The following is a 25252-nucleotide window of genomic DNA, read 5'->3' as shown; positions in this document are numbered from 1 at the left end:
TCAACTTTTAAAGCCCATTTGACATACGCTGAAATTTTGTAAATCCCTTGTAACCAAAGGATTTTCTAATGTTTTTTTGACTGTTTCCTGTCGATTTGTACCCCCCTGTTAGATACGGGGGGTTAAGTGCTGGCGTGGCTATTGCCACACCAGCCAGCAAGATCAGTCCACACCTGCGACTTCCGCTTCGCACGTCGCCTGCGTGGACTGTCTGCTGTTGGATAACTTTTTAATTTCCTCCAAGAAATCATATCCTTTTGGTACAAGGGGAGTATAAAACTCTGATATGACACTTGTTCCTACATCAACATAGCCACGACCTTTGATTCGCTTTAAGAAGAAATCCTTTTGTACGTCACTGCCAAACATCATGCCATAGCCCATTTCAGACATACGACCTAAAGCCACTCTGAAATTAAACTGATCACGGATTCCGTCGCCTAAATATTTTGCGTCTGGACGTTGACAAGCCAGTATTAGAAAGAAGCCAGCTTGACGACCTAACATGACAATCTGTTTCAGCTTATTCATAACTGCGGTGTTTTCTTTTGTTCCCAGCATTTCCATGAAAGCGACGTATTCATCAAAGATTAAGAAGTGTGCCGGGAGACCTAAGTAAGCATAATTTTTGCCAGTCTTATAGTTCTTCATCTGCTTCATTTCCTCACTACGTTTCATCATTTCTTCATAGAATGTTTCAATGCAAGAAAGCAAGTCTTCTTTTCTATAGTAGACATTTGCCATCACAGAACCTAAGTCCGCAAGGTCAGCATTTTTCGGGTCAAGAATATACAGTTTTGAATCTGTATGAAGCAAGGCTTCAATCAGTGTCAGTATAAAGTAAGTTTTACCGCCACCTGTACCACCAGCAATCAACATATGAGGGAGCTTATCATATTCCCACCATACGTTTTTCATTAAGCGAAGTTTACCATCTTTAGCTTCTACTTCATCAATAGAAATACGACTGGCTATGGTGTCATAGAGCAAAGTATATTCCACATAGGAATCCTTTAACTCTTTATCCGTCAGCTCACAGTACAAGCCACTCTCTAATTTCTTTTCCAAGTGTAAGAGTTGGTCTTGATATTTTCCCAGCGTGATTTCCACCCGTATCTGTATCAAGCCATTTTTAAGTCGATAATACATTTTAGGGAAGTAGGTTATCTTTTCCTTTGTACGACCAGCACTATCTTTAAAGAAACCCTCTGTTTTGACCTGTTCAGATTCATACCACTTGTTTTCAAGTATCATCTTTGCCAGTTTTTGACGGTGGTAAAGTTGTTTAACCGTATCATAGCGAACCCGTTTGAATACAAACGCTACCAGCAAGCAGATAAGAATTGCGACACTGAAACTGATAATTAAATAGGGAATGTCAATCTTATCTGCTTGTGATAGGTTAAAATCCTGCCAGTTGATCTGCTGGATTGTCTTCACATGAAACAGTCCGACAACCAGCAGGAAAACAGGCAGGAGTGACGCTATCGTAAAATGAAAGACTAAATCTTTACCAGATGGGCGAATCCTTTTACCACGCTGTTTCATGCGAAAAAGTCTCCTTTCTACCTAGCGACTATTTGTCTTGTGTCGGTTCTTTCTTTGCTTGTGGTTGAGCTTTGAATGAACTAGAATCCTTTGTCAGCACAATATCGTCTGCCTTGATATACCAGTCAACATCTGCTCCTTGATAGGTGGCAGTAGCAACGGTGTCCGCAATGGGATTGATAAGTTCCACCCGTGCGTTATAATCAAACTCTTTCAAAGGCACGCTGGCAGGAATACTTACTTGAATCATGCGTCCTTGTCCTTTGGATTTTAAGTCATAGGTACGTTCCTTGATTTCATCTGAAACCGACCCGTCTTCATTTTGGATTCTCACTTCACGACGTAGAGCAGAGAATTTCAATTCTCCAAAAGTCGTGTCTTTATCTAATACAATGCCATTTGCTAATCTCATCATTTTTCCTCTCTTTCTTTATTCTTTTATCATGTCGTCAGCATGTAAAAGGTAATTTGTAAAACCACGAGTGCCGATTTTGTAGCCCTCTGCGGTAATACGTGGATTGACTAACTTCACACGTTCCTCAAAGCCGAAATGTTTTTCGCCAGCTTCAGCAGGAAGCACCACCACAATATCATCTGCTCTTTGAACATCAGAATAGAGATTATAGCTTCTTGATAAGACAGTTAGCCGTCCGTTGATTCTTCGCTGAACGACTTTATCCTCGCCAGCAAATTCTAAATTGCCGAATGTTTTTTCCATGTTGGGAATCACAAATTTAAGTTCCATATTTTTACCTATCCTTTCTTTTTTATTGGCTGAATGAATGTTTGATGGTCTTAAAGAGTGGGGAACGACCTTTTGATTCTTGATTTTTTGTTTTCATAAGTTCACTTCCTTTCAAAATCGGGTAAAAAAATAGACACCTCATTTTTTGAAGTGTCTACCTATTAAATATTCAAATTTTATTGGAAGTATCTTTATATCTTCACTTTTCAAGGATAAATCGTCGTATCAAAGCTCATTCATAAGTAGTAAATTAGTAGTAAATTGAGTGGTTTTGACCTTGATAAAGTGTGATAAGTCCAGTTTTTATGCGGATAACTAGATTTTTATGCTATTTTTGATATAAAAAATAGATAAGAAAACCCTGAAAATCAAACTTTCAGGGTTGGTAGGGGATTGGAGAAATTAGTTGATTTTCTCGACATAGAGTTGTTTTGCAATGTCCATACTTACTTGTAAGTCCTCGTCTTTACTAAGGATAGTGAAGGTGTTGCTGAAGCCATCAAACTGCTTGACTTGGAGCTGATCACCGATGTGAAGTGAGTGCTTGTCCAGATAATGGAGAATGTCAAAACTATCATGCACCCGAGTCAGGCGGTAGGAGCCAGCTTCCTTGATGTCAGCTAGTGGGAGGTTATTGATTTCAACTAGGAGTTCTCCCTTGGCAGGAATGGTTCCTCCGTGAGGGCAGGTCTTGGGAAATCCAAGCAATTTATCCAGTCTTTCCACGAAGAGGTCAGAGACAGTATGTTCCAATACCTCAGCTTCCTCGTGAATCTGGTCACTCGTATAGTTTAAATGATGAACCAGAAAAACTTCAATCAAGCGGTGTTTACGATAGAGCTCAGAGACCAATTTGAGGCCGAGGTCAGTCAGTAGATAGCCACATTCCTTGTCCTTGAGGATGAGATTTTCGCTCTTCATCCGTTTAATCATTTCAGTTACGGCAGGGGGAGAGACTTGCATGCGGGCAGCAATTTCCTTGTTGGTAATCTTATGCAAATCTATGCTAATTTCATAAATACATTTTAGATAGTCTTCTTTATTCGGGGTCATTCGCTTCCTCTTGTCTAATATCTTTATCTAGTATATCAAAAAAAGCTAGATTTCTCTAGCTGTGACTTTTTATGTTATACTTATTGCAAGAGAAAAAACGAGGAGATGGATATGACGAAAATAGCTCTTCTTTCAGATATTCATGGAAATACCACCGCCTTGGAGGCTGTTTTGGCAGATGCTCGGCAGCGAGGAGTGGATGAATACTGGCTTTTGGGAGATATTCTCATGCCAGGGACAGGGCGTAGAAGGATTTTGGACTTGTTGGCTCAACTACCGATTACAGCTAGAGTTTTGGGAAATTGGGAAGATAGTCTGTGGCATGGTATCCGTAAGGAATTGGATAGTACTCGTCCCAGCCAACGCTATCTCTTGCGCCAGTGCCAGTATGTTCTAGAGGAGATTTCCCTAGAAGAAATTGAACTGCTCCATAATCAACCACTCCAGATCCATCGTCAGTTTGGGGATTTGACGGTAGGAATTAGCCACCATCTTCCTGATAAGAATTGGGGACGAGAGTTGATTCATACTGGAGCGCAAGAGGATTTTGATCGCTTGGTGACCAATCCGCCTTGCGATATTGCTGTTTATGGTCATATTCACCAGCAGTTGCTTCGTTACGGGACTGGTGGACAATTGATTGTCAATCCTGGTTCGATTGGGCAACCTTTCTTTTTAGACGCTCAGCTACGGAAGGACTTGCGGGCCCAGTATATGATTTTGGAGTTTGATGACAAGGGCTTGGTAGATATGGACTTCCGACGGGTAGACTACGATGTGGCAGCTGAATTGCAGTTGGCTAAAGACCTCAAACTTCCCTATTTTGAGGTTTATTATGAAAGTCTGGTCAATGGGATCCACCATACTCATCATCAGGAATTTTTGAGAGAATTGGCCCAGAAAGAGGGTTATGATAGGGAATTAGATGCTTGGTTGAAAAGTGGTAACGATTGACATTACAACTGAAAAGGGTATAATAATAGAAAAAGAAGAGTAGAGGCAGGCTAGCCTCATAAAAAGGAGAAGAGGATGCAAATTCCAAGTAGATTTACCATTGCGACTCATATGCTGATTATTATTGCCCTCAAGGGGAAGGAAAGCAAGGTGACCAGTGATTTTCTGGCTGCTAGTGTCGGGGTCAATCCTGTCATTATCAGAAAAACCTTGTCCCAGTTGAAGAAGGCAGAGCTGATTTCAGTAGCGCGTGGAACGGGCGGAACAGAGATTGTCAAGGATCTCAAGGACATTAGTCTTTTAGATGTTTATCAAGCGGTTGAGTGTCTTGGTAAGACCGGTCAACTCTTTAGTTTCCATGACAATCCAAATCCAAATTGCCCAGTTGGAGCTCATATTCATGATGTTTTGGATCAAAAATTGGAGAGAATTCAGCTGGCTATGGAGGCTGAACTTGGTCAGACCAGTTTAGAGCAAGTCGTGGCTGATGCAGAGAGTCAGATGAAGGAGTGATTTTTTCTTTAAAACAAAAAAGCTTATGAAAAGGTTTTTATACTCAATGAAAATCAAAAAGCAAACTAGGAAGCTAGCCGCAGGTTGCTCAAAGCACAGCTTTGAGGTTGCAGATAAAGCTGACGTGGTTTGAAGAGATTTTCGAAGAGTATTACCTTTTCATAAGCTTTTTATCTATTTTTCCAGGCTTGGTAACGGGTATCAATCAATAACTGGGTGAGGCGTCCCATGGTTTCTCTTTTTTTTGGAGTGAGGGATTGAGCTTGGACGAAGAGATGACGAATGTGTTCGATAGCCTTGAAGGAAGACAGGTCATTGATGGATCTAATCCCAGCATCTAGAATGGTGCCAAAGAAGAGGTCGAAGTAGAGCTGGAGTTCTTCATCAGGGACTGTGGCCACCCACTCCTTGAAGGTTGTGTCGACTTGTTGACTATCACTATTAGTCTTATCTAGTTGAACGAAGTGTTTGTCCTCAATTTGCCAACTAAAGGTATCGTGCTGGGCAATACCACCCAAGGCAGTACTGTGAACGATGATTTGGTGGGCAGGGATTTCCAACATCATACCGATAATGGAACCTTGTGGAATAAAGACCTTGGTTCTATCCATTATCCTTTGATAGCCCTCGGTTTGTGTCAATTCTTTGTGGAGACCAGGCGCATCAAAGGTATAAACTGCTGTGATTTGATTTTGCAAGCTTTGCTCAATTTGACTAGCAGCATAGATGGCTAGATTTCCTCCCTTGGAATGCCCAGCCAGAATGACCTTTTGCTTAGGATGTTGGGCAAAAAAGTTCTTTAAATAGCGAATGGCGTGCTTTTGAGCAGGAATTTCCTTCATATAGGTCAGGTGGAAATCTTCCTTCCAACCAATAATACTATCATCTGTACCTCGAAAAACAATCAGATAGGTATCGAGAGTGAGGCGGTATGTCATAGCAGCAAATTGCTTTTGCAGCTCAGGGTCGATGTCGTTGATAAAATGGGAGAGTTTGCAATTTTTGAAGCGTTTGTGTTGAGCTAGTTCATCTAATAGCTGGAGGCGATTTTTGCTGGTCAACATGTTAGGTTCTCTTGGAACCTGAGGTGCCAGTTCTAAAAGTCGCTGAGGAGCTGTGGAGACCAGATTATCAAAGGAGAGGTAGGTGATTTCTGTTAAGGCTAGAATGTCTAACTCATTCAAAGGAAGGTCGTAAAAGGAATCGTATGCGACATCTTTCAGATAGTCAAAAATATTGGCCATAAGAGCTCCTTTCTTTTCTTTATCTTATCAAATTTCCCTCAAATTAGCTAGTCGGCTTGCCTATATCTGCTGGTTAAAAACAAGCTCTTTCAAATTCAGTTTCAGACCTTCGAGCATGGAAAAATCTGTTATAATAATAGAAAAGGAGGAGCGCATGCACAAGATTTTATTAGTAGAAGATGATCAGGTCATTCGTCAACAGGTCGGGAAAATGCTCTCTGAATGGGGATTTGAAGTGGTCCTGGTAGAAGACTTTATGGAAGTTTTGAGTCTATTTGTTCAGTCGGAACCTCATCTGGTCCTAATGGATATTGGACTGCCTTTGTTTAATGGCTATCACTGGTGTCAGGAGATTCGCAAGATTTCCAAGGTACCCATCATGTTTCTGTCTTCGAGAGACCAGGCTATGGATATCGTCATGGCAATCAATATGGGGGCGGATGACTTTGTGACCAAGCCTTTTGATCAGCAGGTTCTTTTAGCCAAGGTTCAGGGCTTGTTGCGTCGTTCCTATGAGTTTGGGCGTGACGAGAGTTTACTGGAATATGCTGGTGTTATCCTCAATACCAAATCCATGGATGTGCATTATCAAGGCCAAGTCTTGAATTTGACCAAGAACGAATTCCAGATTTTACGCGTTTTGTTTGAGCATGCGGGCAATATTGTAGCGCGTGATGACCTCATGCGGGAGCTTTGGAACAGTGACTTTTTCATTGATGATAATACTCTCTCTGTCAATGTGGCTCGTTTGCGTAAAAAATTGGAAGAGCAGGGCTTGGTAGGATTTATCGAGACCAAGAAAGGAATAGGGTACGGACTGAAGAATGCTTGATTGGAAACAATTTTTTCTAGCCTATCTGCGCTCCCGTAGTCGCCTGTTTGTCTATCTGCTTTCTTTGACGTTTCTGGTTTTGCTCTTTCAGTTTTTATTCGCAAGTTTAGGAACTTACTTTCTCTACTTTTTCCTCTTGTGTTGCTTTGTAACCATCTTATTTTTCACTTGGGACATATTGGCGGAGATGCAGGTCTATCGTCAGGAACTTCTCTATGGTGAGAGGGAAGCCAAGTCTCCTTTGGAAAGAGCCTTGGCTGAAAAATTAGAAGCGCGTGAGATGGAACTTTATCAGCAGAGATCAGATTCAGAAAGAAAACTGACGGATTTGCTGGATTACTATACCTTGTGGGTCCATCAGATTAAGACCCCCATTGCAGCTAGTCAACTCTTAGTTGCAGAAGTAGCCGACCGCCAACTGAAGCAGCAATTAGAACAGGAAATTTTCAAGATTGATTCCTATACCAATCTAGTTTTACAGTACCTGCGTTTAGAAAGTTTCCATGATGATTTGGTCTTAAAGCAGGTTCAAATTGAGGATCTGGTTAAGGAAATAATTCGTAAATATGCTCTTTTCTTTATTCAAAAAGGCCTAAATGTCAATCTACATGACCTTGATAAAGAAATCGTAACGGATAAAAAGTGGCTACTAGTGGTCATTGAGCAAATCATTTCAAACAGTCTCAAGTACACTAAGGAAGGTGGTCTGGAGATTTATATGTACGGGCAAGAGCTTTGTATCAAGGATACAGGAATCGGGATAAAAAACAGTGATGTCCTCCGAGTCTTTGAACGTGGCTTTTCAGGGTATAATGGACGCCTAACCCAGCAGTCATCTGGACTTGGACTTTACCTATCTAAGAAAATTTCTGAAGAACTGGGGCACCAGATTCGCATCGAGTCTGAGGTCGGAAAAGGAACGACAGTGCGGATTCGGTTTGCTCAAGTGAACCTAGTCCTTGAGTGAGAAGAGACGAAAAAGCCTCCGGACTGGAGGCTTTTGTGCTAGGTTCTTATTTCTCAACGCGTGATTTGTTGGCGATATCAGCTAGGATAGCTTGAACAAAATCATCTACTGAGACAGTTTGTGTTTCTTTTTGACCGTAGCGACGAACGTTAACAGTTCCGTCTTCCATTTCCTTGTCCCCAACAATCAATTGGTAAGGAATCTTGCTTGTTTGTGAAGCACGGATCTTGAACTGCATTTTTTCATTGCGCTCATCTACGTCTGCACGAACACCACGGTCACGGAGTTTCTTCGCTACTTCCCATGCGTAGTCCACGTGTTTTTCGTTAGATACTGGGATGAGGGTTACTTGGTGTGGTGCAAGCCATGTTGGGAAAGCACCTTTGTAGTTCTCAATCAAGATAGCTGTGAAGCGTTCCATAGTTGAGATAACTCCACGGTGAATCATAACTGGACGGTGCTCTTCGCCATCAGCTCCGATGTATTTAAGGTCGAAGCGTTCTGGAAGCAAGAAGTCAAGTTGGATAGTAGAAAGGGTTTCTTCTTTTCCAAGAGCGGTCTTAACTTGAATATCCAATTTTGGTCCGTAGAAGGCTGCTTCACCTTCGGCTTCAAAGTAGTCCACGCCCATTTCATCAAGGGCTGCACGAAGCATGGTTTGAGCATTTTCCCACATTTCATCGTTATCAAAGTACTTGTGAGTATCTTGAGGGTCACGAAGAGAGAGGCGGAAGCGGTATTCAGTCAAGTTGAAGTCTTCATAAACATCGATAATCAACTGAAGAGCACGTTGGAATTCTTCTTGGATTTGTTCTGGAGTCACAAAGAGGTGACCGTCGTTAAGAGACATTTCACGCACACGTTGAAGACCAGTGAGGGCACCAGATTTTTCATAACGGTGCATCATACCGATTTCGGCGATACGGATTGGCAATTCACGGTATGAGTGAACATGGTGTTTGAAGACTTGGATGTGGTGCGGGCAGTTCATTGGACGAAGGACAAATTCTTCCCCGTCACCCATATCCATAGTTGGGAACATGTCTTCTTGGTAATGATCCCAGTGACCAGAAGTCTTGTAAAGTTCAACAGAAGCAAGTGGTGGAGTGTATACGTGTTGGTAGCCAGAAGCTAGCTCTTTGTCTACGATGTAGCGTTCCAACTCACGACGAATAGTCGCACCATTTGGCAACCAGAATGGCAAACCTTGACCAACCTCTTGAGAAATCATAAAGAGGTCAAGCTCTTTACCAAGTTTACGGTGGTCACGTTCCTTAGCTTCTTCACGCATTTGAAGGTAGTTTTTCAAGTCTTTCTTGTCAAACCAAGCTGTACCATAGATACGTTGCATCATAGCGTTATCGCTATTTCCACGCCAGTAAGCACCTGCTACATGGAGAAGGTGGAAGATTTGGATACGACCTGTTGATGGGACGTGTGGGCCACGGCAAAGGTCTACATATTCACCCTGACGATAGATAGTCAAACCGCCTTCGTCTTCTGAGTGTTCTTCAATCAATTCCAACTTGTAAGGGTCGTTTTTGAAGATTTCACGTGCCTCGTCTTTAGTAACTTCTTCACGGATTGATGGGAAGTTTTCTTTGACGATTTTTTGCATTTCTTCTTCGATACGAGGAAGGTCTTCGTTAGAGATTTGACCAGCTGTGTTGTCAGTATCGTAGTAGAAACCATCTTCGATGGCTGGACCAACTCCCAAGTGAATGTCTGGGAAAAGACGACGAGCTGCTTGGGCGAACAAGTGAGCGGCTGAGTGACGCAAGATTGGAAGGGCATCTTCATGATCAGGTGTCACAATTTCGATGCTTCCATCTTCAGTGATCGCACGAGTAGTGTCGATGAGTTTGCCGTTGAATTTACCAGCCAAGGCTTTTTTAGCTAGGGAATTGCTGATCGATTGGGCAATTTCAAAAGTTGTAACGCCAGATTCGAATTCACGAACAGCGCCATCTGGGAAAGTAATGTTAATCATGATGTTCTCCTTTTTATTATTTCATAGTTTCTAAGCATTGACTTTTTTGCAGACTACTTCCTAGTCTTAATGTTCAATTGCTTTTCTTTATCAGAGAGGAGGTTTTCCATTTCCGTCAGAATGTCTATATCCAGACGTTGAGAAAGTTCTACTAGCCACCAGATATTTTCTGAAAGTTTTTGTTCCAGTGTGTAAGGTGTTTCATCATAGTAGCGTCCTTGCTTGGTCATCACTAGTCGTTGGAAATTTCCAATATCATTAGACAAAGCCAAGAGGTCTTCTTCTACCGTCCACTTGGAATCATGATGCTTAACTTCCAGTTTGTGATAAGCTTGTCGGATTGCACAACTGCGCTCCACTAATTCTTGCAACTCCATAGTTAGCCTCCTCATAAAAAATTGCGACATCCTCGAAAGGACGTCGCAACGTGGTTCCACCTTCATTTATGTACCTCAAAAGAGAGGGACACCTCTGATTGGCTCTAACGTGGCCACCGTTTTATGTTTTCATAAAAAACTCAAGAGTAGTATCAGTTTAGGCTCTCTATGCGTTTCCAGCAACCACGCACTCTCTAGTAGAAAGGGACTAAGTGACTTGTCTCTATGAATTATTATAGCATGATTGTGAGATTTTTCAAGGATTTTGTGAAAGTTTTTTGTTTTTCATTTTTGTAGAATATGCTTGATGCCAATACCAGAAGCCATGCCCACCAGAGCCAAGGTTTCATAGATTAGCAAGTAAATTAGTATAAACTCACCAAAAGTTATGATAGTAAAGCAAAAGAGCAGTCCGTTACCAATTAACCACCAAAGTGTGAAACGGAAACGGTAGCTATAGAGTAACGATACAATCAAGATTACCAGAGGTGTAAAGAAGAGAATATTATTTACGTAGAGACTCTTGAGAAAAAGGGGGTCAGAAATGATTAGTGATAACAACTCATAAAGTGGCCAATAAAAGAAAAATATGACCAGATAGTAGGGGAGATGGGAATAGAATCTAGGCATGATAATCACCTCGTTTAACAACAGATAACTTAGATTTCTTGCTATGATTATTATAGCATGTTTAAAACAAGAAAGTAAATCTGTTGACAAAGAAGTTAGTTATTGGTAGAATAGTGAATGTCGTAAAGACAAATAACTTCTTCTTGGTTACAGGCATGCCAACCTGTCACTCGGATGAAGCCAAATAAAAAGGAGAAACATCATGGCAATCTCAAAAGAGAAAAAAAATGAAATCATCGCACAATATGCACGTCACGAAGGTGATACAGGTTCAGTAGAGGTTCAAGTTGCTGTCCTTACTTGGGAAATCAACCACCTTAACGAACACATCAAACAACACAAAAAAGACCACGCTACTTACCGTGGATTGATGAAAAAAATCGGTCGCCGTCGTAACTTGCTTGCATACTTGCGTAAAAACGACGTTAACCGTTACCGTGAGTTAATCAACTCTCTAGGACTTCGTCGTTAATCTTGCGTCTAAACCGTTTCTATACTTCGTTGGCTTCGGCTCGATGTACCATTAGTACAATCTTCGCCTCGTCGCCTAGTCTATAAACGGTTTATCCAGCAAGACTGGAGCTCTCTGATTTTCAGAGGGCTTTTTACTTTTGTTACCTTACTTCGATATACTCAAGTATAATCTTCGGTTACAGTTCCTAGCACTGTAAGGTAAAATAAACCAGAATGATCTCCCTTCGGGGAGATTTTTTGTTTCACTAAAAATTTTGTACAATCTTCTCCTCGCCGTCTAGTCTATAAACGTTTTATCCAGCAAGAATCATGATGCTAAGGGCGTAAGAAATCCGTATGAAAATAGGGAAATGACACAGTGTTCGATGAACACAAGGAGTTTCATCTTTTTCACTAGGATTTTAGCCCGAGCTCAAATCAGCTCTCTGATTTTCAGAGGGCTTTTTTATTGAGGTTTTATCGGTCACAATTTTGGAGACTACAAAAACCTCAAATGGTATCAGCTAATTACACCATAAAGGTGCGTAGCTACTCGGAGAGCCCACACTTTACGAAGTAAAGTATAGTATGTTATACTTTACATGGAAGTAGTCACCGAATTCCAGTTAGAAATTACTTTGTAACTACGTTTTGAGGAGGAGTAAAATGCTTTCCTATGTTCGAAATTACCCACTAGCGATAGCTAAATTAATGTGTCTGTGCTCTCCTAAAATCTGCTGATTTATTACTGACTAATACAGGAGGGTTTTTTATGGGACAGACAATCATATCTGCTATTGGTGTTTATATTTCCACCAGTATCGATTATTTAATTATTTTATTTATTTTATTTGCACAGCTATCACAGAATAAACAAAAATGGCATATTTATGCGGGGCAATATCTAGGCACAGGCTTACTTGTAGGGGCGAGTTTAGTTGCTGCTTATGTCGTTAATTTCGTGCCTGAAGAATGGATGGTTGGATTGCTTGGTTTAATCCCTATCTATTTAGGGATTCGCTTTGCAATTGTTGGAGAAGGTGAGGAAGAAGAGGAAGAAGAGGAAGAAATTATTGAAAGATTAGAACAAAGCAAGGCAAATCAACTGTTTTGGACAGTTACATTGCTAACAATTGCGTCTGGCGGAGATAATTTAGGTATCTATATACCTTATTTTGCTTCATTAGATTGGTCACAGACCCTCGTGGCCTTGCTTGTGTTTGTAATCGGCATAATTATCTTATGCGAGATTAGTCGGGTCTTATCCTCTATTCCCTTAATATTCGAGACAATTGAAAAATACGAGCGAATCATTGTGCCCTTAGTATTCATTCTACTTGGACTATATATCATGTATGAAAATGGCACGATAGAGACTTTTCTGATCGTGTAGATTTTTTTGTTTCACTAGGATTTTAGCCCGAGCTCAAATCAGCTCTCTGACTTCAGAGGGCTTTTTATGTTGTCACTTTGCCTCGATATACTCAAGTATAATCTTAGGTTACGATTATTAGCACTGTAAGATCAACTATATTTATTTTTCTTATCTTGTTCCATTGTTGAAAATATGGTATACTTTTCATGAGAATTTTCTAAATTTTTAAGATTCTATCAAAGGAGGTTTGCATGCTTTCCAAATTTTCTGGAAGCCGACAAGACCAGCAATTTGTGTTACTTTTAGTTATTTTGCTAGGTATTTTAGGGATTTCTCTCTTTCTAGCAGTTTCAATGGGATCTGTTGCGATTGATCTAGGAGATACCTATCGGATTATTTTGAGAAGGTTGGGATTTCCTCTTGAGATAGGAGAGGTTTCCAAGTCTACTCTTGCCATTGTATGGAACATGAGATTTCCTCGAGTATTGTTAGGTCTGATAGTAGGAGCAGGCCTTTCTATGTGTGGTAGTGTGATGCAGTCCACGGTAAACAATCCCATCGCTGAGCCCTATGTCTTAGGAATCTCTGCGGGTGCAACTCTAGGGGCAACCTTAAGCATCATTCTTGGTTTAAAAGTGATGATTAGCCTTGGAGCTTTTCTTGGAGCTATTTTGGCAACAATTGCTGTCCTCATCATTGCCTCTATGCAGGGAAGGATGACAACATCTAGTCTGATCTTATCAGGAACGGTGGTCAATGCTCTCTTTCTAGCTTTTTCCAACTTTATTATCTCAGTTGGCGCTAATGCGGACAGTGTGATGACCATTAAGTTTTGGACCATGGGCTCGCTCGCTGGGACTTCCTGGGCAGACTTGGTCCTGCCAACTATAGTAGTAGGAACAGCCTTTCTATTTTTCTCTACCCAGTATCGTGTTTTCAATGCGATGATGATGGGAGATGAGGCTGCTTTAACTTTGGGGATTCCCTTACGCTTTTATTGGTATCTTTATGTGACAATGGTGGCTGTGCTGACAGCAGTATTAGTGGCAACCTGTGGGATTATTGGATTTGTCGGTCTGATTACTCCACATTTAGCTCGAGGGTTAGTAGGAACGAATTACAAGAGACTTTTTCCTGTTGCGACTTTACTGGGTGCTTTTTTTGTCATCTGGGCAGATGTACTCTCTCGTATCACCATTCCAAACGCAGAGCTTCCTATTGGTATTTTCACAGCCTTAGTAGGTGCTCCCTTCTTTATCTACATTGTTGGAGGTAGGCGAAGGGAGGTGAGGACCTGATATGGACTTGATTTGTCAGGATGTCCACTTTGGACTGGGAGAGAAAAAAATCCTCAAAGGAGTCTCTTTTAAGGTTGAAGGAAATCAATTTCACACGATATTAGGACCAAATGGAAGCGGGAAAACCAGTCTACTTAAACTCCTCTATCGTCAGGAAAAGGTGGACAAAGGCTTGATAAGCCTAGATGGAAAGCCTCTGGAACAATGGACGCTCAAAGAAACAGCCAAGCAAATGGCAGTTGTGACCCAGTTTAACCAACTGCAGTTTGATTCTACAGTTGAGGAAATCGTCTTGCTGGGAAGAACTCCCCACCTCTCTTTTTTACAGAAGGAAAAGGAAAGAGATTATACCCTCGTTCAAGATGCCCTCGTTAAGGTGGATATGCTTGAGAAGAAAACTCGTCTCTATTCGTCCCTGTCAGGAGGAGAGAAACAGCGAGTTTTGTTAGCCCGCGCCTTGGCGCAAGAACCGACTCTCTTGCTCCTGGACGAACCAACCAATCACCTGGATATCAAGTATCAGTTAGACTTGTTGGCCATTGTGAAGGAGCTCAAGGTCAATGTTTTAGCTGTCCTGCATGATATTCAACTTGCTTGTCGCTATTCGGATTATCTCTATCTAATGAAAGAGGGAGAAATCCTTTACCAAGGGACTCCAAAGGAGACCATCACCCCTGAGTCATTGCAAACTGTATATGGAGTTCAAAGTCAGGTGACTTGGACCGAGGATCAGCAAGCCATGATTCACTATTTATAAGAATGAAAAGGAAAACAAGATGAAAAAAACACTCAGCATTTTACTGGTAACAGTAGCTACCCTAACCATGGCAGCTTGTGGCAATACTACTACAGAAAAAGCTACCACTCAATCTAGCTCAGAAACAAGTCAAAAGGCGAGCACAGAGACGACTTATCCGTTAACGGTTAAGACCTATGACGCGAAAGGGAATGAAGTCGAACAAGTTTTTGACAAGACACCTGAAAAAGTTATTACAAATAATCTTTCAACCACTGAAATTTTATTGGAGTTGGGGTTGAAGGATAAAATTGTTGGCATGCTCAATCCAGACAATGCTGTGACGGACAAATACAAGGACGCGATTGCGACTATTCCTCAAATTGGGGATAAAAAAACAGTCTCACAAGAGACAGTCCTTTCTTATGAGCCAGACGCTGTGATGGGTCGAAACATGATGTTTTCTGAAAAATCCTTGGGGACAGTTAGCACTTGGAATGAAAACAAAATCCCAGTTTATACTCAAAAAGCTTCTCTCTCAACAATTCAGCAAGATTTGGGGAATATCGTAGAAGATGTCAAAAATCTTGGAATGATTTTTAATGTTCAGGACAAGGCCAATGAATACGCGGCCCAATTACAAACTAAAATTGACGCTGTTAAGAAAGCAAATCCAGCAAGTCAAGGTGAAAAGAAAAAGGCTTTGATTATGGTTGCTTATAATGATGAAACCTTCGGTGCCTACAAGTCTGCTTTGCAAGAAAGTTTGCTGAACCAACTTGGTTATACAAACGTTGCTACGGGGACATCAGGCTTGACCTTGGAAAACCTCGTGTCAATGGATCCTGAATTGATTATCTATGTAACCAGCGATCGTAATAAAAAATTGGATGAAAAAGCAGTAGAGTTGATGAAGGCAAATGCTGTTTTGGAAAGCGTTCCTGCTATTAAGAATCAAAAAATCATGACCATCTCTTACGATGAATTGATGGACTATGGTCCAGCAGTGATTGATTCCCTTGAGAAAATCAATGACTTTATCAATAAATAATAAGTTTGATTGGGAAGGAATTCAAGTCAAAATCAGCCTTCCTTCTAACTACGACCCCAATCAAACCTATCCGGCTATTTTATTGAATGATGGAAACTTGGATTTCCTATCGTTTCTTTCCGAATCTGTGATTTTAGTGGGCTTAACCTCTAAAAATCGCCTAGACGACTACACTCCATGGGCGACATCTGCTCTGAGAGATGGGGCTCCAGATTTTGGCGGTCAGGCAAATGCCTATCATAGTCATTTATTTGGAGGTCTTTTGGACAAGTTGCAGTCGCTTTATCGCTTGGATAAAAATCGCCTTGCTTATGGAGGTTACTCACTAGGTGGTTTGGTGGCAGTCTACAGTCTTTTCAGCTTTGACAATGTTTCCTGTGTCTTCTCCATCTGCGGTTCCTTTTGGTATCCTGATTTTGTGACTTACTGCAAGGCAGAGACAGTGAAAAATCTAGACTGTTTGCTGTATTTACAGAATGGTCAAACAGAAGGAGCACACCATACTAATCGCTTGGCTCAAGCACCAGCCTATGCTGAGCAGATCCATACTAGTCTTGAGAAACGCTATCCGAATGGTCAGTTTGTCTTTGATCCTTATGGACACCATGAACAAGTAGCTGAGCGATTTCTAGTTTTTTCCAGCTGGTTGGCCAAAAAATGGAAAATCGAATAAAAGATTTATCCCTTGGCTTTTGCCAAGGGATTGTTGTATTTATTTAACCAAGGTTTTCTCTCTTTTTATCTGGATTCCATACGAAGCTTGCGATAAAGCTAAAGATGATAGTTAGGATAGCGAGGATAACCGCAAGGATAAGGGCAGGGATGCGGATAAGCCACCAGAGTGGGTTTGGTTTTTTATCATTGTGCCATTGTTTCGTTTCTTGGTCCAAACGTTGGAATTCTGTTTGAATGCGATTGGCGACTGTTTCAATGCCTTCATCATTCATTTTCTTGATATCTGAGATATCGATTGGATTTCCGAAGTTCATATCAACACGCTCACGGCTAACCAAGCCCTTCAAAGTCATGGGACCTGTGTAGGTAACCGGCATGATACGGACCTTGGCCATTTTGGCAATCAAGGCTACGCCACCCTTAACATCATTTGAGTGACGGCTCCCACTTGGAAACATGATAAGAGAGCGATCACTTTTTTTGAGGACATTGATAGGATATTTGATGGCAGAAGCGCTAGGATTTTCACGGTCGATAGGAAAAGCGCCACACATACGAATCCACCAACCAAAGATACGGTTGGTAAAGAGTTCTTTTTTGGCCATAAAGATGAACTGTTTTGGCTTGGTCGCAAAGGCCATGTAAACAGGATCCCACCAGGTGCGGTGAGGTGCAACCAGAATATAATTTTCATCTTGATTAGGAATTTTATCAGTATTATGATAGTGGGCATTGCCATTGATGGACCATAGGAGCAAGACAACCAATCCACGTAAATAAGTATAAAACATGCGATCTCCTTCGATTATTTTCTTGTTATTATTATACCTTATCAAAGGAGGGCTGGCAAACTTTTCCCTTGACTAGGTGCATATTTGGGATGAGATTAGAATTCTGTTAAAAAAAATGATATGATAGAATTTATGGATAAAAATAAGATTATGGGATTAACCCAAAGAGAAGTCAAGGAAAGACAGGCTAAGGGCTTGGTCAATGATTTTACTGCATCGGCCAGTACTAGCACTTGGCAAATCGTTAAACGAAATGTCTTTACCCTTTTTAACGCTTTGAACTTTGCCATTGCTTTGGCCCTTGCCTTTGTGCAGGCTTGGAGCAATTTGGTCTTTTTTGCTGTTATCTGCTTTAACGCTTTTTCTGGGATTGTGACCGAGCTGCGGGCTAAACACATGGTGGACAAGCTCAATCTCATGACCAAGGAAAAGGTCAAAACCATTCGTGATGGCCAAGAAGTGGCTCTGAATCCTGAAGAATTGGTGTTAGGAGATGTCATTCGTTTGTCTGCAGGAGAGCAGATTCCCAGTGATGCCTTGGTTTTGGAAGGTTTTGCGGAAGTCAATGAAGCCATGCTAACGGGAGAGAGTGATTTGGTGCAAAAGGAAGTTGACGCCTTGCTTTTGTCTGGAAGTTTCCTAGCCAGTGGGTCAGTTTTAGCTCAAGTTCACCATGTCGGTGCAGACAACTATGCTGCCAAACTCATGCTGGAAGCCAAGACCGTTAAACCAATCAACTCTCGTATCATGAAATCGCTGGACAGGTTAGCTGGTTTTACTGGGAAGATTATCATTCCCTTTGGTCTGGCTCTCTTGCTAGAAGCCTTGCTTTTAAAAGGCCTGCCTCTCAAGTCATCCGTTGTAAATTCGTCGACAGCCCTACTGGGAATGTTGCCCAAGGGAATCGCCCTTTTGACCATTACTTCGCTCTTGACTGCAGTGATCAAGCTAGGTTTGAAAAAGGTCTTGGTGCAGGAGATGTACTCTGTTGAGACCTTGGCGCGCGTGGACATGCTCTGTCTGGACAAGACGGGTACCATCACCCAAGGAAAGATGCAGGTGGAAGCCGTTCTTCCTTTGACCGAACAGTATGGAGAGTCAGCGCTTGCTAGCATCCTGACAAGCTACATAGCCCATAGTGAGGATAAAAATCCAACTGCCCAAGCTATTCGCCAGCGTTTCCAAGGTCTAGTAGCCTATCCTATGATTTCCAATCTCCCCTTCTCTAGCGACCGCAAGTGGGGAGCAATGGAATTGGAAGGTTTGGGAACAGTTTTCTTAGGGGCGCCTGAGATGTTGCTGGATTCTGAGGTCCCAGAAGCCAGAGAGGCCTTGGAGAGAGGTTCACGTGTCTTGGTCTTAGCCCTCAGTCAGGAAAAACTAGACCATCACAAACCACAGAAACCATCTGATATTCAGGCTCAAGCCTTGCTGGAAATCTTGGATCCCATTCGAGAAGGAGCAGCAGAGACGCTGGACTATCTCCGTTCTCAGGAAGTGGGCCTCAAGATTATCTCTGGTGATAATCCGGTCACTGTGTCCAGTATTGCCCAGAAGGCTGGCTTTGCAGACTATCACAGTTATGTAGATTGCTCAAAAATCACGGATGAGGAATTGGTTGATATGGCTGAGGAAACAGCCATTTTCGGTCGTGTTTCCCCTCATCAAAAGAAACTCATCATCCAAACGTTGAAAAAAGCAGGCCATACAACAGCTATGACTGGGGATGGAGTTAATGATATCCTGGCCCTTCGTGAGGCGGATTGTTCTATCGTGATGGCTGAGGGAGATCCGGCGACTCGTCAGATTGCTAATCTAGTTCTCTTGAACTCTGACTTTAATGATGTTCCTGAGATTCTCTTTGAAGGCCGTCGTGTAGTCAATAACATTGCCCATATCGCCCCTATTTTCTTGATAAAGACCATCTATTCTTTCTTGCTCGCAGTCATCTGTATTGCCAGTGCTCTTCTGGGGCGGTCTGAATGGATCTTGATTTTCCCCTTCATTCCGATCCAGATTACTATGATTGACCAGTTTGTGGAAGGTTTCCCGCCATTCGTTCTGACTTTTGAGAGAAATATCAAACCTGTTGAGCCAAATTTCCTTAGAAGATCCATGCTTCGTGCCCTACCAAGTGCTCTCATGGTTGTGTTCAGCGTTCTGTTTGTGAAAATATTTGGAAGTAGCCAAGGTTGGTCTGAGTTAGAAATCTCAACTCTACTCTATTATCTCTTGGGGTCAATTGGTTTCTTATCCGTATTTAGAGCCTGCATGCCATTTACCCTATGGCGTGTCCTCTTGATTGTTTGGTCAGTAGGAGGCTTCCTAGCAACAGCTCTCTTCCCAAGAATTCAAAAATTGCTTGAAATTTCAACCTTAACAGGACAAACTTTACCTGTTTATGGTGTCATGATGTTGGTCTTTACCGTGATATTTATCTTAACCAGTCGTTACCAAGCGAAAAAATAAAGAAAGGCTGCAATCTGTGGATTGCGGTCTTTTTAGGTGGAGGAGTGCTAGCTGAAATGTGGTATAATAAGAGGTAATAGAGTTTGGAAAGTGAGAGAGAATGATTTCAAAGAGATTAGAATTAGTGGCTTCCTTTGTGCCACAGGGAGCCATTTTATTAGATGTGGGAAGTGACCATGCTTATCTGCCTATCGACTTGGTCGAGAGAGGCCAAATTAAAAGTGCTATTGCAGGTGAGGTGGTGGAAGGTCCCTACCAGTCCGCAGTCAAAAACGTTGAAGCTCATGGTCTAAAGGAGAAAATCCAAGTCCGTTTAGCCAATGGGCTGGCAGCTTTTGAAGAGGCAGACCAAGTGTCTGTCATTACCATTGCTGGTATGGGTGGTCGTTTGATTGCTAGGATTTTAGAAGAAGGCTTGGACAAGTTAGCTAATGTAGAACGATTGATCCTCCAGCCCAATAATCGTGAAGACGACTTGCGCATCTGGCTACAAGAGAATGGGTTTCAGATTGTAGCTGAAAGCATCTTAGAAGAAGCTGGCAAGTTTTACGAGATTTTGGTGGTGGAAGCAGGACAAATGAAGCTATCAGCCATTGATGTTCACTTTGGCCCTTTCTTGTGCAAAGAGGTCAGTCCAGTCTTTGTCCAAAAATGGCAAAAAGAAGCTGCTAAGCTAGAGTTTGCCCTTGGACAAATCCCAGAAAAAAATCTGGAGGAACGTCAAGTTCTAGTCGATAAAATTCAAGCCATCAAGGAGGTGCTCCATGTTAGCAAGTGAAGTGATCCAAGCTTATGAAGCCTTTTGCCCCCAGGAATTTTCTATGGAGGGAGACAGTCGTGGCCTGCAAATTGGAACTTTGGACAAGGATATCCAAAGGGTCATGGTTGCTCTGGATATTCGTGAAGAAACGGTGGCTGAAGCCATTGAAAAGGGTGTGGACTTGATTATTGTCAAGCACGCGCCGATTTTCCGTCCCATCAAGGATTTGGTAGCCAGCCGTCCACAAAATCAGATTTACATTGATCTCATCAAGCATGACGTTGCAGTTTATGTAAGTCATACCAATATTGACATCGTTGAAAATGGTCTCAATGACTGGTTCTGTCAGATGTTAGGTATCGAGGAAACGACTTATCTGCAGGAAACAGGCCCTGAACGTGGGATTGGACGTATTGGAAATATTCAGCCTCAGACATTTGAGGAATTGGCCCAGAATGTCAAGCAAGTCTTTGGTTTAGATAGCCTTCGATTGGTGCATTATCAAGAGAGCGATTTGCAGAAGCCTATTTCAAGAGTTGCCATCTGTGGTGGTAGCGGGCAGTCTTTCTATAAGGATGCTTTAGCTAAAGGAGCGGATGTCTATATCACTGGTGATATTTACTACCACACTGCCCAGGATATGCTGTCTGATGGCTTGTTGGCACTGGATCCAGGACACTATATCGAAGTGCTGTTTGTGGAAAAAATCGCAGAGCTTCTTAATCAATGGAAAGGAGAAAATGGCTGGACTATTGATATTGTACCTAGTCAAGCATCGACCAATCCTTTCCACCATATCTAGTTAGAAAGTGAAAACAATGAAAAAAGTTGCTATTATCGGAGCAGGAATTGTGGGAGCAACAGCTGCCTACTACCTCTCGAAAGAAAGTGACCTAGAGGTGACCGTTTTTGACCATGGACAGGGTCAGGCAACCAAGGCTGCAGCAGGAATTATCAGTCCTTGGTTTTCCAAACGCCGCAATAAAGCTTGGTACAAGATGGCGCGCTTGGGGGCTGATTTTTATGTGGATTTATTAGCTGATTTAGACAAGTCAGGGCAAGAAATCAACTTTTACCAACGTTCGGGAGTCTTTCTCCTGAAAAGAGATGAATCCAAGTTGGAAGAACTCTATCAACTAGCCCTCCAGCGTAGAGAAGAATCTCCCTTGATAGGGCAATTAGCCATTCTAGACCAAGTATCAGCTAATGAATTATTCCCTGGCTTACAGGGATTTGACCGCTTGCTCTATGCTTCTGGTGGAGCGAGAGTAGATGGTCAACTCTTAGTGACTCGTTTGCTGGAAGCCAGTCATGTCAAGCTGGTCAAAGAAAAAGTGACTCTGACACCTTTAGCATCAGGTTACCAGATTGGTGAAGAGGTGTTTGACCAGGTTGTTTTGGCAACGGGAGCTTGGTTGGGTCACATATTAGAACCCTTGGGTTATGCTGTAGATGTTCGTCCTCAGAAAGGACAACTCCGAGATTATCAGCTTGCCCAAGACATGGCAGCTTACCCTGTTGTTATGCCAGAAGGGGAGTGGGATTTGATTCCTTTTGCAGGTGGGAAATCATCCCTAGGCGCTACCCATGAAAATGACATGGGATTTGATTTGACGGTAGATGAAACCTTACTCCAACAAATGGAGGAGGCAGCCTTGCCTCACTATCCAATCTTGGCAGTAGCGACTTCAAGAGCTGAGCGTGTGGGAATCCGTGCCTATACCAGTGATTTCTCACCTTTCTTTGGGCAAGTACCTGGCTTAGCAGGTGTCTATGCTGCTAGTGGACTAGGTTCATCAGGCCTCACAACTGGTCCTATCATTGGTTACCACCTAGCCCAACTGGTCCAAAGCAGGGAAATGACCTTAGACCCAGCAAACTACCCAATTGAAAACTATGTCAAACGAGTAAAAAGCAAATAAGAATTTTACTGAAATTTTAGCCTCCCCTCTAGGATGGCAAATGACATTCCCTATCAAAAATGGTAAAATAAGAAAAAATGATCCGAGAATCGAGGAAAAAAGATGCAAGAAAAGATTTTGGTAACGGGTGGAGCAGGTTTTATCGGAACCCACACAGTTATTGAGTTAATCCAAGCAGGTCATCAGGTTGTTGTGGTGGATAACCTTGTGAATAGTAACAGAAAAAGTTTAGAAGTTGTTGAAAGAATCACAGGAGTTGAAATTCCGTTTTATGGGGCAGATATTCGTGATACTGATACTCTCAGAGATATTTTCAAACAAGAAGAACCAACAGGGGTCATTCACTTTGCTGGTTTGAAGGCTGTTGGCGAATCAACCCGTATCCCTCTTGCCTACTATGACAACAATATCGCTGGAACTGTTAGTCTTTTGAAGGTCATGGAAGAAAACAACTGTAAAAACATTATTTTCAGTTCTTCTGCGACAGTTTACGGAGATCCGCATACAGTGCCAATCTTGGAAGATTTCCCACTTTCAGTGACCAACCCATATGGCCGCACCAAGCTTATGCTAGAGGAAATTTTGACGGATATTTACAAAGCAGACTCAGAATGGAATGTGGTCTTGCTTCGTTACTTTAACCCAATCGGAGCCCATGAGAGTGGAGATTTGGGAGAAAATCCAAACGGTATTCCAAACAATCTCTTGCCATATGTGACTCAAGTAGCCGTTGGTAAACTAGAGCAAGTGCAAGTGTTTGGAGATGATTACGATACGGAAGATGGAACAGGTGTTCGTGACTATATCCATGTTGTCGATTTGGCTAAAGGTCACGTTGCAGCTCTGAAAAAAATTCAAAAAGGTTCAGGTCTAAATGTTTATAACCTTGGAACTGGTAAAGGCTATTCTGTTCTTGAAATTATCCAAAACATGGAAAAAGCAGTGGGGCGCCCAATTCCTTACCGCATTGTAGAACGTCGCCCAGGGGATATCGCAGCCTGCTATTCAGATCCTGCAAAAGCCAAAGCAGAACTCGGCTGGGAAGCAGAACTCGGCATCACCCAAATGTGTGAAGACGCATGGCGTTGGCAAAGCAAGCATCCAAATGGATTTGAAGACTAAGATGGTGATGTCAATCATTGTCCCCTGTTTAAACGAAGAGGAAGTACTTCCTCTTTTTTATCAGGCTTTGGAAGCTTTACTTCCAGATTTGGAAACAGAAATCGAGTATGTTTTTGTCGATGATGGATCAAGTGATGGGACCTTGAGACTCTTAAAGGCCTATCGAGAACAAAATCCGGCAGTTCATTATATTTCTTTCTCGCGAAATTTTGGCAAAGAAGCTGCTCTATATGCAGGCTTGCAATATGCGACAGGAGATCTGGTGGTGGTGATGGATGCAGATCTCCAAGATCCTCCTAGTATGTTGCTTGAGATGAAAAACTTACTAGACCAGAATGCAGATTTAGACTGTGTAGGAACACGCAGAACCAGTCGGGAGGGAGAACCCTTCTTTCGCAGTTTCTGTGCTGATCTCTTTTACGGCTTCATGAAAAAAATCAGTCCAGTAGCCCTGCCGTCAGGTGTTCGTGATTTTCGCATGATGAGAAGGTCTGTGGTCGATGCCATTTTAAGCTTGACTGAGTCCAATCGTTTTTCGAAGGGACTTTTTGCCTGGGTCGGCTTTAAAACCCACTATCTGGACTATCCAAATGTCGAAAGGAAGGCTGGCAAGACCAGTTGGAGTTTTAGGCAACTCTTTTTCTACTCCATTGAAGGGATTGTTAATTTTTCAGATTTTCCCTTGACTATAGCCTTTGTAGCTGGTCTCCTATCTTGTTTTATTTCTCTACTGATGACCTTTTTTGTTGTGGTTCGGACCCTCATTTTGGGCAATCCGACATCAGGTTGGACCTCTCTGATGGCTGTCATTCTCTTTCTTGGAGGCATTCAACTCTTGACCATTGGGATTCTCGGCAAGTACATTAGTAAAATTTATTTGGAGACTAAAAAAAGACCACTTTATCTGATCAAAGAAAAAAGTGACCTTCCTGATTTTACAGAAAAAAATAAAGTGAAAAGACTATAATTTTACATGGAAATGTGCTAAACTAGAGGAAGTGGATTATCGCTATTGATTTAGGCTTCCTGATTGCTAATCAGGGCGCGAGTTGGGCAATTTTTAACAGCCTCTAAGACATCCTGGCTAGGAGAAATTTCTTTTTCTAGTTGGTCAGGGTCATCGTAAAAACGCACGATTCCATTATCGTGGTAATCAAATAAATCAGAATAAGTTTGGCAAAGCCCACAGGCGATGCATCGTTCAGGTATAAGTGTGATTTTCATATTTATATTGTAATAAGAAAAGTAAAAAAAAACAAGGAGCAGGGTATGGAAAAAGAACCGTGGCAAGAAGATATTTATGAAAATCAAGAAGAAACAAGATCAGAACGTCGTAAGAGAACTCAAGGCAGAGATGTAGTGGCCAATCGTGTCTTGACGATCCTAGCCAGTATTTTCTTTGTAATTGTGGTGGTGATGATTATTGTTCTCATCTATCTTTCATCAGGTGGGAGTAATCGCACAGCAGCCTTGAAAGATTTTCACGATTCAGATGCAAATGTAGTACAGATTTCATCATCTAGTAGTTCCCAGCCTGAACAGAGTTCAGAATCTTCTTCTGAACACTCGGAGGAAGCTACAGATCCAGAAGGGACGACAAAAGTCTTAGCAGGAGAAGGGGAAGCAGCTATTGCAGCTCGTGCAGGAATCTCCATTGCTCAGTTAGAGGCCTTGAATCCTGGGCACATGGCTACAGGATCTTGGTTTGCTAATCCAGGTGATGTTATAAAAATAAAATAGGAGCCGA

At 42.0% G+C, this 25252-nt stretch carries 27 protein-coding genes and 1 pseudogene; 17 read left to right on the top strand and 11 right to left on the bottom strand.

What is annotated here, in order from left to right; all coding sequences use genetic code 11:
• Positions 1–7: 7 nt before the first annotated feature.
• From OVN23_RS07025 to OVN23_RS07005, 5 genes are all read right to left on the bottom strand, one after another.
• Positions 8–160 carry a hypothetical protein gene (locus tag OVN23_RS07025; protein ID WP_000879507.1) on the bottom strand — a complete coding sequence of 51 codons (153 nt, stop codon included), beginning with the start codon at positions 158–160 and terminating at the stop codon, positions 8–10.
• Between the two features lie 2 nt (positions 161–162).
• Positions 163–1548: an FtsK/SpoIIIE domain-containing protein gene (locus OVN23_RS07020; protein ID WP_000813488.1), complete on the bottom strand. Its 1386-nt coding sequence runs from the start codon at positions 1546–1548 to the stop codon at positions 163–165.
• A gap of 28 nt (positions 1549–1576) precedes the next feature.
• Positions 1577–1963 carry a YdcP family protein gene (locus tag OVN23_RS07015; RefSeq protein ID WP_000985015.1) on the bottom strand — a complete coding sequence of 129 codons (387 nt, stop codon included), beginning with the start codon at positions 1961–1963 and terminating at the stop codon, positions 1577–1579.
• Between the two features lie 15 nt (positions 1964–1978).
• The gene (locus OVN23_RS07010; protein ID WP_000420682.1) at positions 1979–2293 is read right to left on the bottom strand and encodes a YdcP family protein; all 315 of its coding nucleotides are present in this window, start codon (positions 2291–2293) and stop codon (positions 1979–1981) included.
• Between the two features lie 402 nt (positions 2294–2695).
• Entirely contained in the window at positions 2696–3346 is a 651-nt protein-coding gene (locus tag OVN23_RS07005; protein WP_054384446.1) for a metal-dependent transcriptional regulator, read from the bottom strand.
• Between the two features lie 111 nt (positions 3347–3457).
• Between OVN23_RS07005 and OVN23_RS07000 the strand changes: the two genes are divergently transcribed.
• Complete coding sequence (locus tag OVN23_RS07000; protein ID WP_164226489.1) at positions 3458–4300, top strand: metallophosphoesterase family protein; 843 nt, start codon at positions 3458–3460, stop codon at positions 4298–4300.
• A gap of 75 nt (positions 4301–4375) precedes the next feature.
• On the top strand, positions 4376–4813 hold the full coding sequence (locus OVN23_RS06995) for an Rrf2 family transcriptional regulator (RefSeq protein ID WP_001166796.1): 438 nt from the start codon (positions 4376–4378) through the stop codon (positions 4811–4813).
• A gap of 170 nt (positions 4814–4983) precedes the next feature.
• On the opposite strand, the gene OVN23_RS06990 is transcribed toward OVN23_RS06995, so the two are convergent.
• Positions 4984–6057: a DUF2974 domain-containing protein gene (locus tag OVN23_RS06990; RefSeq protein ID WP_001273811.1), complete on the bottom strand. Its 1074-nt coding sequence runs from the start codon at positions 6055–6057 to the stop codon at positions 4984–4986.
• Between the two features lie 154 nt (positions 6058–6211).
• Here OVN23_RS06990 and OVN23_RS06985 point away from each other — a divergent pair, with 154 nt between their 5' ends.
• Together OVN23_RS06985 and OVN23_RS06980 are read left to right on the top strand one after the other, a co-directional pair.
• A complete protein-coding gene (locus OVN23_RS06985; RefSeq protein WP_173218535.1) occupies positions 6212–6889 on the top strand; it encodes a response regulator transcription factor in 678 nt (225 codons plus the stop codon).
• Positions 6882–7856: a sensor histidine kinase gene (locus OVN23_RS06980; RefSeq protein ID WP_173218537.1), complete on the top strand. Its 975-nt coding sequence runs from the start codon at positions 6882–6884 to the stop codon at positions 7854–7856. Before OVN23_RS06985 ends, OVN23_RS06980 begins: the two co-directional genes overlap by 8 nt.
• 46 nt (positions 7857–7902) lie before the next feature.
• Here OVN23_RS06980 and thrS read toward each other — a convergent pair whose 3' ends face one another.
• The 3 genes and pseudogenes from thrS to OVN23_RS06965 all read right to left on the bottom strand — a co-directional run bounded on the left by thrS (position 7903) and on the right by OVN23_RS06965 (position 10853).
• On the bottom strand, positions 7903–9846 hold the full coding sequence (gene thrS / locus OVN23_RS06975) for a threonine--tRNA ligase (RefSeq protein ID WP_000608345.1): 1944 nt from the start codon (positions 9844–9846) through the stop codon (positions 7903–7905).
• Between the two features lie 53 nt (positions 9847–9899).
• On the bottom strand, positions 9900–10223 hold the full coding sequence (locus OVN23_RS06970; protein ID WP_173218539.1) for a MazG-like protein: 324 nt from the start codon (positions 10221–10223) through the stop codon (positions 9900–9902).
• 256 nt (positions 10224–10479) lie between these two features.
• Positions 10480–10853: pseudogene (locus tag OVN23_RS06965) on the bottom strand (hypothetical protein).
• 202 nt (positions 10854–11055) lie between these two features.
• Between OVN23_RS06965 and rpsO the strand changes: the two are divergent.
• The 6 genes from rpsO to OVN23_RS06935 all read left to right on the top strand — a co-directional run bounded on the left by rpsO (position 11056) and on the right by OVN23_RS06935 (position 16439).
• Complete coding sequence (rpsO, locus tag OVN23_RS06960; protein ID WP_001018251.1) at positions 11056–11325, top strand: 30S ribosomal protein S15; 270 nt, start codon at positions 11056–11058, stop codon at positions 11323–11325.
• A 753-nt stretch (positions 11326–12078) separates the two neighbouring features.
• Positions 12079–12699: a CadD family cadmium resistance transporter gene (locus OVN23_RS06955; RefSeq protein WP_045611205.1), complete on the top strand. Its 621-nt coding sequence runs from the start codon at positions 12079–12081 to the stop codon at positions 12697–12699.
• Positions 12700–12932: 233 nt separating this feature from the next.
• A complete protein-coding gene (locus tag OVN23_RS06950) occupies positions 12933–13979 on the top strand; it encodes a FecCD family ABC transporter permease (RefSeq protein WP_267240877.1) in 1047 nt (348 codons plus the stop codon).
• A 1-nt stretch (position 13980) separates the two neighbouring features.
• Positions 13981–14736, top strand: coding sequence for an ABC transporter ATP-binding protein (locus OVN23_RS06945; protein WP_173218545.1), 756 nt, complete (start codon positions 13981–13983; stop codon positions 14734–14736).
• Between the two features lie 19 nt (positions 14737–14755).
• Positions 14756–15766 carry an ABC transporter substrate-binding protein gene (locus tag OVN23_RS06940; protein ID WP_173262086.1) on the top strand — a complete coding sequence of 337 codons (1011 nt, stop codon included), beginning with the start codon at positions 14756–14758 and terminating at the stop codon, positions 15764–15766.
• Entirely contained in the window at positions 15747–16439 is a 693-nt protein-coding gene (locus OVN23_RS06935; RefSeq protein ID WP_173262089.1) for an alpha/beta hydrolase, read from the top strand. The genes OVN23_RS06940 and OVN23_RS06935 overlap by 20 nt, the downstream gene beginning before the upstream one ends.
• Before the next feature lie 43 nt (positions 16440–16482).
• On the opposite strand, the gene OVN23_RS06930 is transcribed toward OVN23_RS06935, so the two are convergent.
• Positions 16483–17232 (bottom strand): lysophospholipid acyltransferase family protein, encoded by a 750-nt coding sequence (locus tag OVN23_RS06930; RefSeq protein ID WP_173218551.1) that lies wholly within the window; start codon positions 17230–17232, stop codon positions 16483–16485.
• Positions 17233–17364: 132 nt separating this feature from the next.
• On the opposite strand from OVN23_RS06930, the gene OVN23_RS06925 reads away from it, so the two are divergent.
• The 6 genes from OVN23_RS06925 (at position 17365) to OVN23_RS06900 (ending at position 24472) form a co-directional block, all read left to right on the top strand.
• A complete protein-coding gene (locus OVN23_RS06925; RefSeq protein ID WP_173218553.1) occupies positions 17365–19701 on the top strand; it encodes a cation-translocating P-type ATPase in 2337 nt (778 codons plus the stop codon).
• A 100-nt stretch (positions 19702–19801) separates the two neighbouring features.
• Positions 19802–20479, top strand: coding sequence for a tRNA (adenine(22)-N(1))-methyltransferase (locus OVN23_RS06920; protein ID WP_173218555.1), 678 nt, complete (start codon positions 19802–19804; stop codon positions 20477–20479).
• Positions 20466–21263: a Nif3-like dinuclear metal center hexameric protein gene (locus tag OVN23_RS06915; protein ID WP_173218564.1), complete on the top strand. Its 798-nt coding sequence runs from the start codon at positions 20466–20468 to the stop codon at positions 21261–21263. The genes OVN23_RS06920 and OVN23_RS06915 overlap by 14 nt, the downstream gene beginning before the upstream one ends.
• Before the next feature lie 16 nt (positions 21264–21279).
• On the top strand, positions 21280–22383 hold the full coding sequence (locus OVN23_RS06910; protein ID WP_173218566.1) for an NAD(P)/FAD-dependent oxidoreductase: 1104 nt from the start codon (positions 21280–21282) through the stop codon (positions 22381–22383).
• 102 nt (positions 22384–22485) lie between these two features.
• Entirely contained in the window at positions 22486–23505 is a 1020-nt protein-coding gene (galE, locus tag OVN23_RS06905; RefSeq protein ID WP_173218569.1) for a UDP-glucose 4-epimerase GalE, read from the top strand.
• Position 23506: 1 nt separating this feature from the next.
• Entirely contained in the window at positions 23507–24472 is a 966-nt protein-coding gene (locus OVN23_RS06900) for a glycosyltransferase family 2 protein (protein ID WP_173218571.1), read from the top strand.
• A gap of 50 nt (positions 24473–24522) precedes the next feature.
• Here the strand turns inward: OVN23_RS06900 and OVN23_RS06895 are convergent, their stop codons facing one another.
• A complete protein-coding gene (locus OVN23_RS06895) occupies positions 24523–24729 on the bottom strand; it encodes a ferredoxin (protein ID WP_173218573.1) in 207 nt (68 codons plus the stop codon).
• 45 nt (positions 24730–24774) lie between these two features.
• Between OVN23_RS06895 and OVN23_RS06890 the strand changes: the two genes are divergently transcribed.
• Positions 24775–25245 carry an SAG1386/EF1546 family surface-associated protein gene (locus OVN23_RS06890; protein WP_173218575.1) on the top strand — a complete coding sequence of 157 codons (471 nt, stop codon included), beginning with the start codon at positions 24775–24777 and terminating at the stop codon, positions 25243–25245.
• The last annotated feature ends 7 nt before the right edge of the window (positions 25246–25252 follow it).

The sequence above is a fragment of the Streptococcus sp. Marseille-Q6488 genome, assembly GCF_946902925.1.
In the GTDB taxonomy this organism is placed as follows: domain Bacteria; phylum Bacillota; class Bacilli; order Lactobacillales; family Streptococcaceae; genus Streptococcus.
The sequence above is the reverse complement of the archived record's forward strand: the minus strand, read 5'-3'. Positions and strand labels throughout refer to the sequence as shown.

What these genes read in the sequence shown, in the direction of transcription:
- OVN23_RS06890 (WP_173218575.1), top strand. Translation starts at nt 24,775, where the DNA reads ATGGAAAAAGAACCGTGGCAAGAAGATATTTATGAAAATCAAGAAGAA.
- OVN23_RS06915 (WP_173218564.1), top strand. Translation starts at nt 20,466, where the DNA reads ATGTTAGCAAGTGAAGTGATCCAAGCTTATGAAGCCTTTTGCCCCCAG.
- OVN23_RS06980 (WP_173218537.1), top strand. Translation starts at nt 6,882, where the DNA reads ATGCTTGATTGGAAACAATTTTTTCTAGCCTATCTGCGCTCCCGTAGT.
- OVN23_RS06925 (WP_173218553.1), top strand. Translation starts at nt 17,365, where the DNA reads ATGGATAAAAATAAGATTATGGGATTAACCCAAAGAGAAGTCAAGGAA.
- OVN23_RS06895 (WP_173218573.1), bottom strand. Translation starts at nt 24,729, where the DNA reads ATGAAAATCACACTTATACCTGAACGATGCATCGCCTGTGGGCTTTGC.
- OVN23_RS07020 (WP_000813488.1), bottom strand. Translation starts at nt 1,548, where the DNA reads ATGAAACAGCGTGGTAAAAGGATTCGCCCATCTGGTAAAGATTTAGTC.
- OVN23_RS06910 (WP_173218566.1), top strand. Translation starts at nt 21,280, where the DNA reads ATGAAAAAAGTTGCTATTATCGGAGCAGGAATTGTGGGAGCAACAGCT.
- OVN23_RS07005 (WP_054384446.1), bottom strand. Translation starts at nt 3,346, where the DNA reads ATGACCCCGAATAAAGAAGACTATCTAAAATGTATTTATGAAATTAGC.
- OVN23_RS07015 (WP_000985015.1), bottom strand. Translation starts at nt 1,963, where the DNA reads ATGATGAGATTAGCAAATGGCATTGTATTAGATAAAGACACGACTTTT.
- OVN23_RS06935 (WP_173262089.1), top strand. Translation starts at nt 15,747, where the DNA reads ATGACTTTATCAATAAATAATAAGTTTGATTGGGAAGGAATTCAAGTC.
- OVN23_RS06950 (WP_267240877.1), top strand. Translation starts at nt 12,933, where the DNA reads ATGCTTTCCAAATTTTCTGGAAGCCGACAAGACCAGCAATTTGTGTTA.
- OVN23_RS07010 (WP_000420682.1), bottom strand. Translation starts at nt 2,293, where the DNA reads ATGGAACTTAAATTTGTGATTCCCAACATGGAAAAAACATTCGGCAAT.
- OVN23_RS06900 (WP_173218571.1), top strand. Translation starts at nt 23,507, where the DNA reads ATGGTGATGTCAATCATTGTCCCCTGTTTAAACGAAGAGGAAGTACTT.
- galE (WP_173218569.1), top strand. Translation starts at nt 22,486, where the DNA reads ATGCAAGAAAAGATTTTGGTAACGGGTGGAGCAGGTTTTATCGGAACC.
- rpsO (WP_001018251.1), top strand. Translation starts at nt 11,056, where the DNA reads ATGGCAATCTCAAAAGAGAAAAAAAATGAAATCATCGCACAATATGCA.
- OVN23_RS06970 (WP_173218539.1), bottom strand. Translation starts at nt 10,223, where the DNA reads ATGGAGTTGCAAGAATTAGTGGAGCGCAGTTGTGCAATCCGACAAGCT.
- OVN23_RS06985 (WP_173218535.1), top strand. Translation starts at nt 6,212, where the DNA reads ATGCACAAGATTTTATTAGTAGAAGATGATCAGGTCATTCGTCAACAG.
- OVN23_RS06955 (WP_045611205.1), top strand. Translation starts at nt 12,079, where the DNA reads ATGGGACAGACAATCATATCTGCTATTGGTGTTTATATTTCCACCAGT.
- OVN23_RS06920 (WP_173218555.1), top strand. Translation starts at nt 19,802, where the DNA reads ATGATTTCAAAGAGATTAGAATTAGTGGCTTCCTTTGTGCCACAGGGA.
- OVN23_RS06995 (WP_001166796.1), top strand. Translation starts at nt 4,376, where the DNA reads ATGCAAATTCCAAGTAGATTTACCATTGCGACTCATATGCTGATTATT.
- OVN23_RS06930 (WP_173218551.1), bottom strand. Translation starts at nt 17,232, where the DNA reads ATGTTTTATACTTATTTACGTGGATTGGTTGTCTTGCTCCTATGGTCC.
- OVN23_RS06940 (WP_173262086.1), top strand. Translation starts at nt 14,756, where the DNA reads ATGAAAAAAACACTCAGCATTTTACTGGTAACAGTAGCTACCCTAACC.
- OVN23_RS07000 (WP_164226489.1), top strand. Translation starts at nt 3,458, where the DNA reads ATGACGAAAATAGCTCTTCTTTCAGATATTCATGGAAATACCACCGCC.
- thrS (WP_000608345.1), bottom strand. Translation starts at nt 9,846, where the DNA reads ATGATTAACATTACTTTCCCAGATGGCGCTGTTCGTGAATTCGAATCT.
- OVN23_RS06990 (WP_001273811.1), bottom strand. Translation starts at nt 6,057, where the DNA reads ATGGCCAATATTTTTGACTATCTGAAAGATGTCGCATACGATTCCTTT.
- OVN23_RS06945 (WP_173218545.1), top strand. Translation starts at nt 13,981, where the DNA reads ATGGACTTGATTTGTCAGGATGTCCACTTTGGACTGGGAGAGAAAAAA.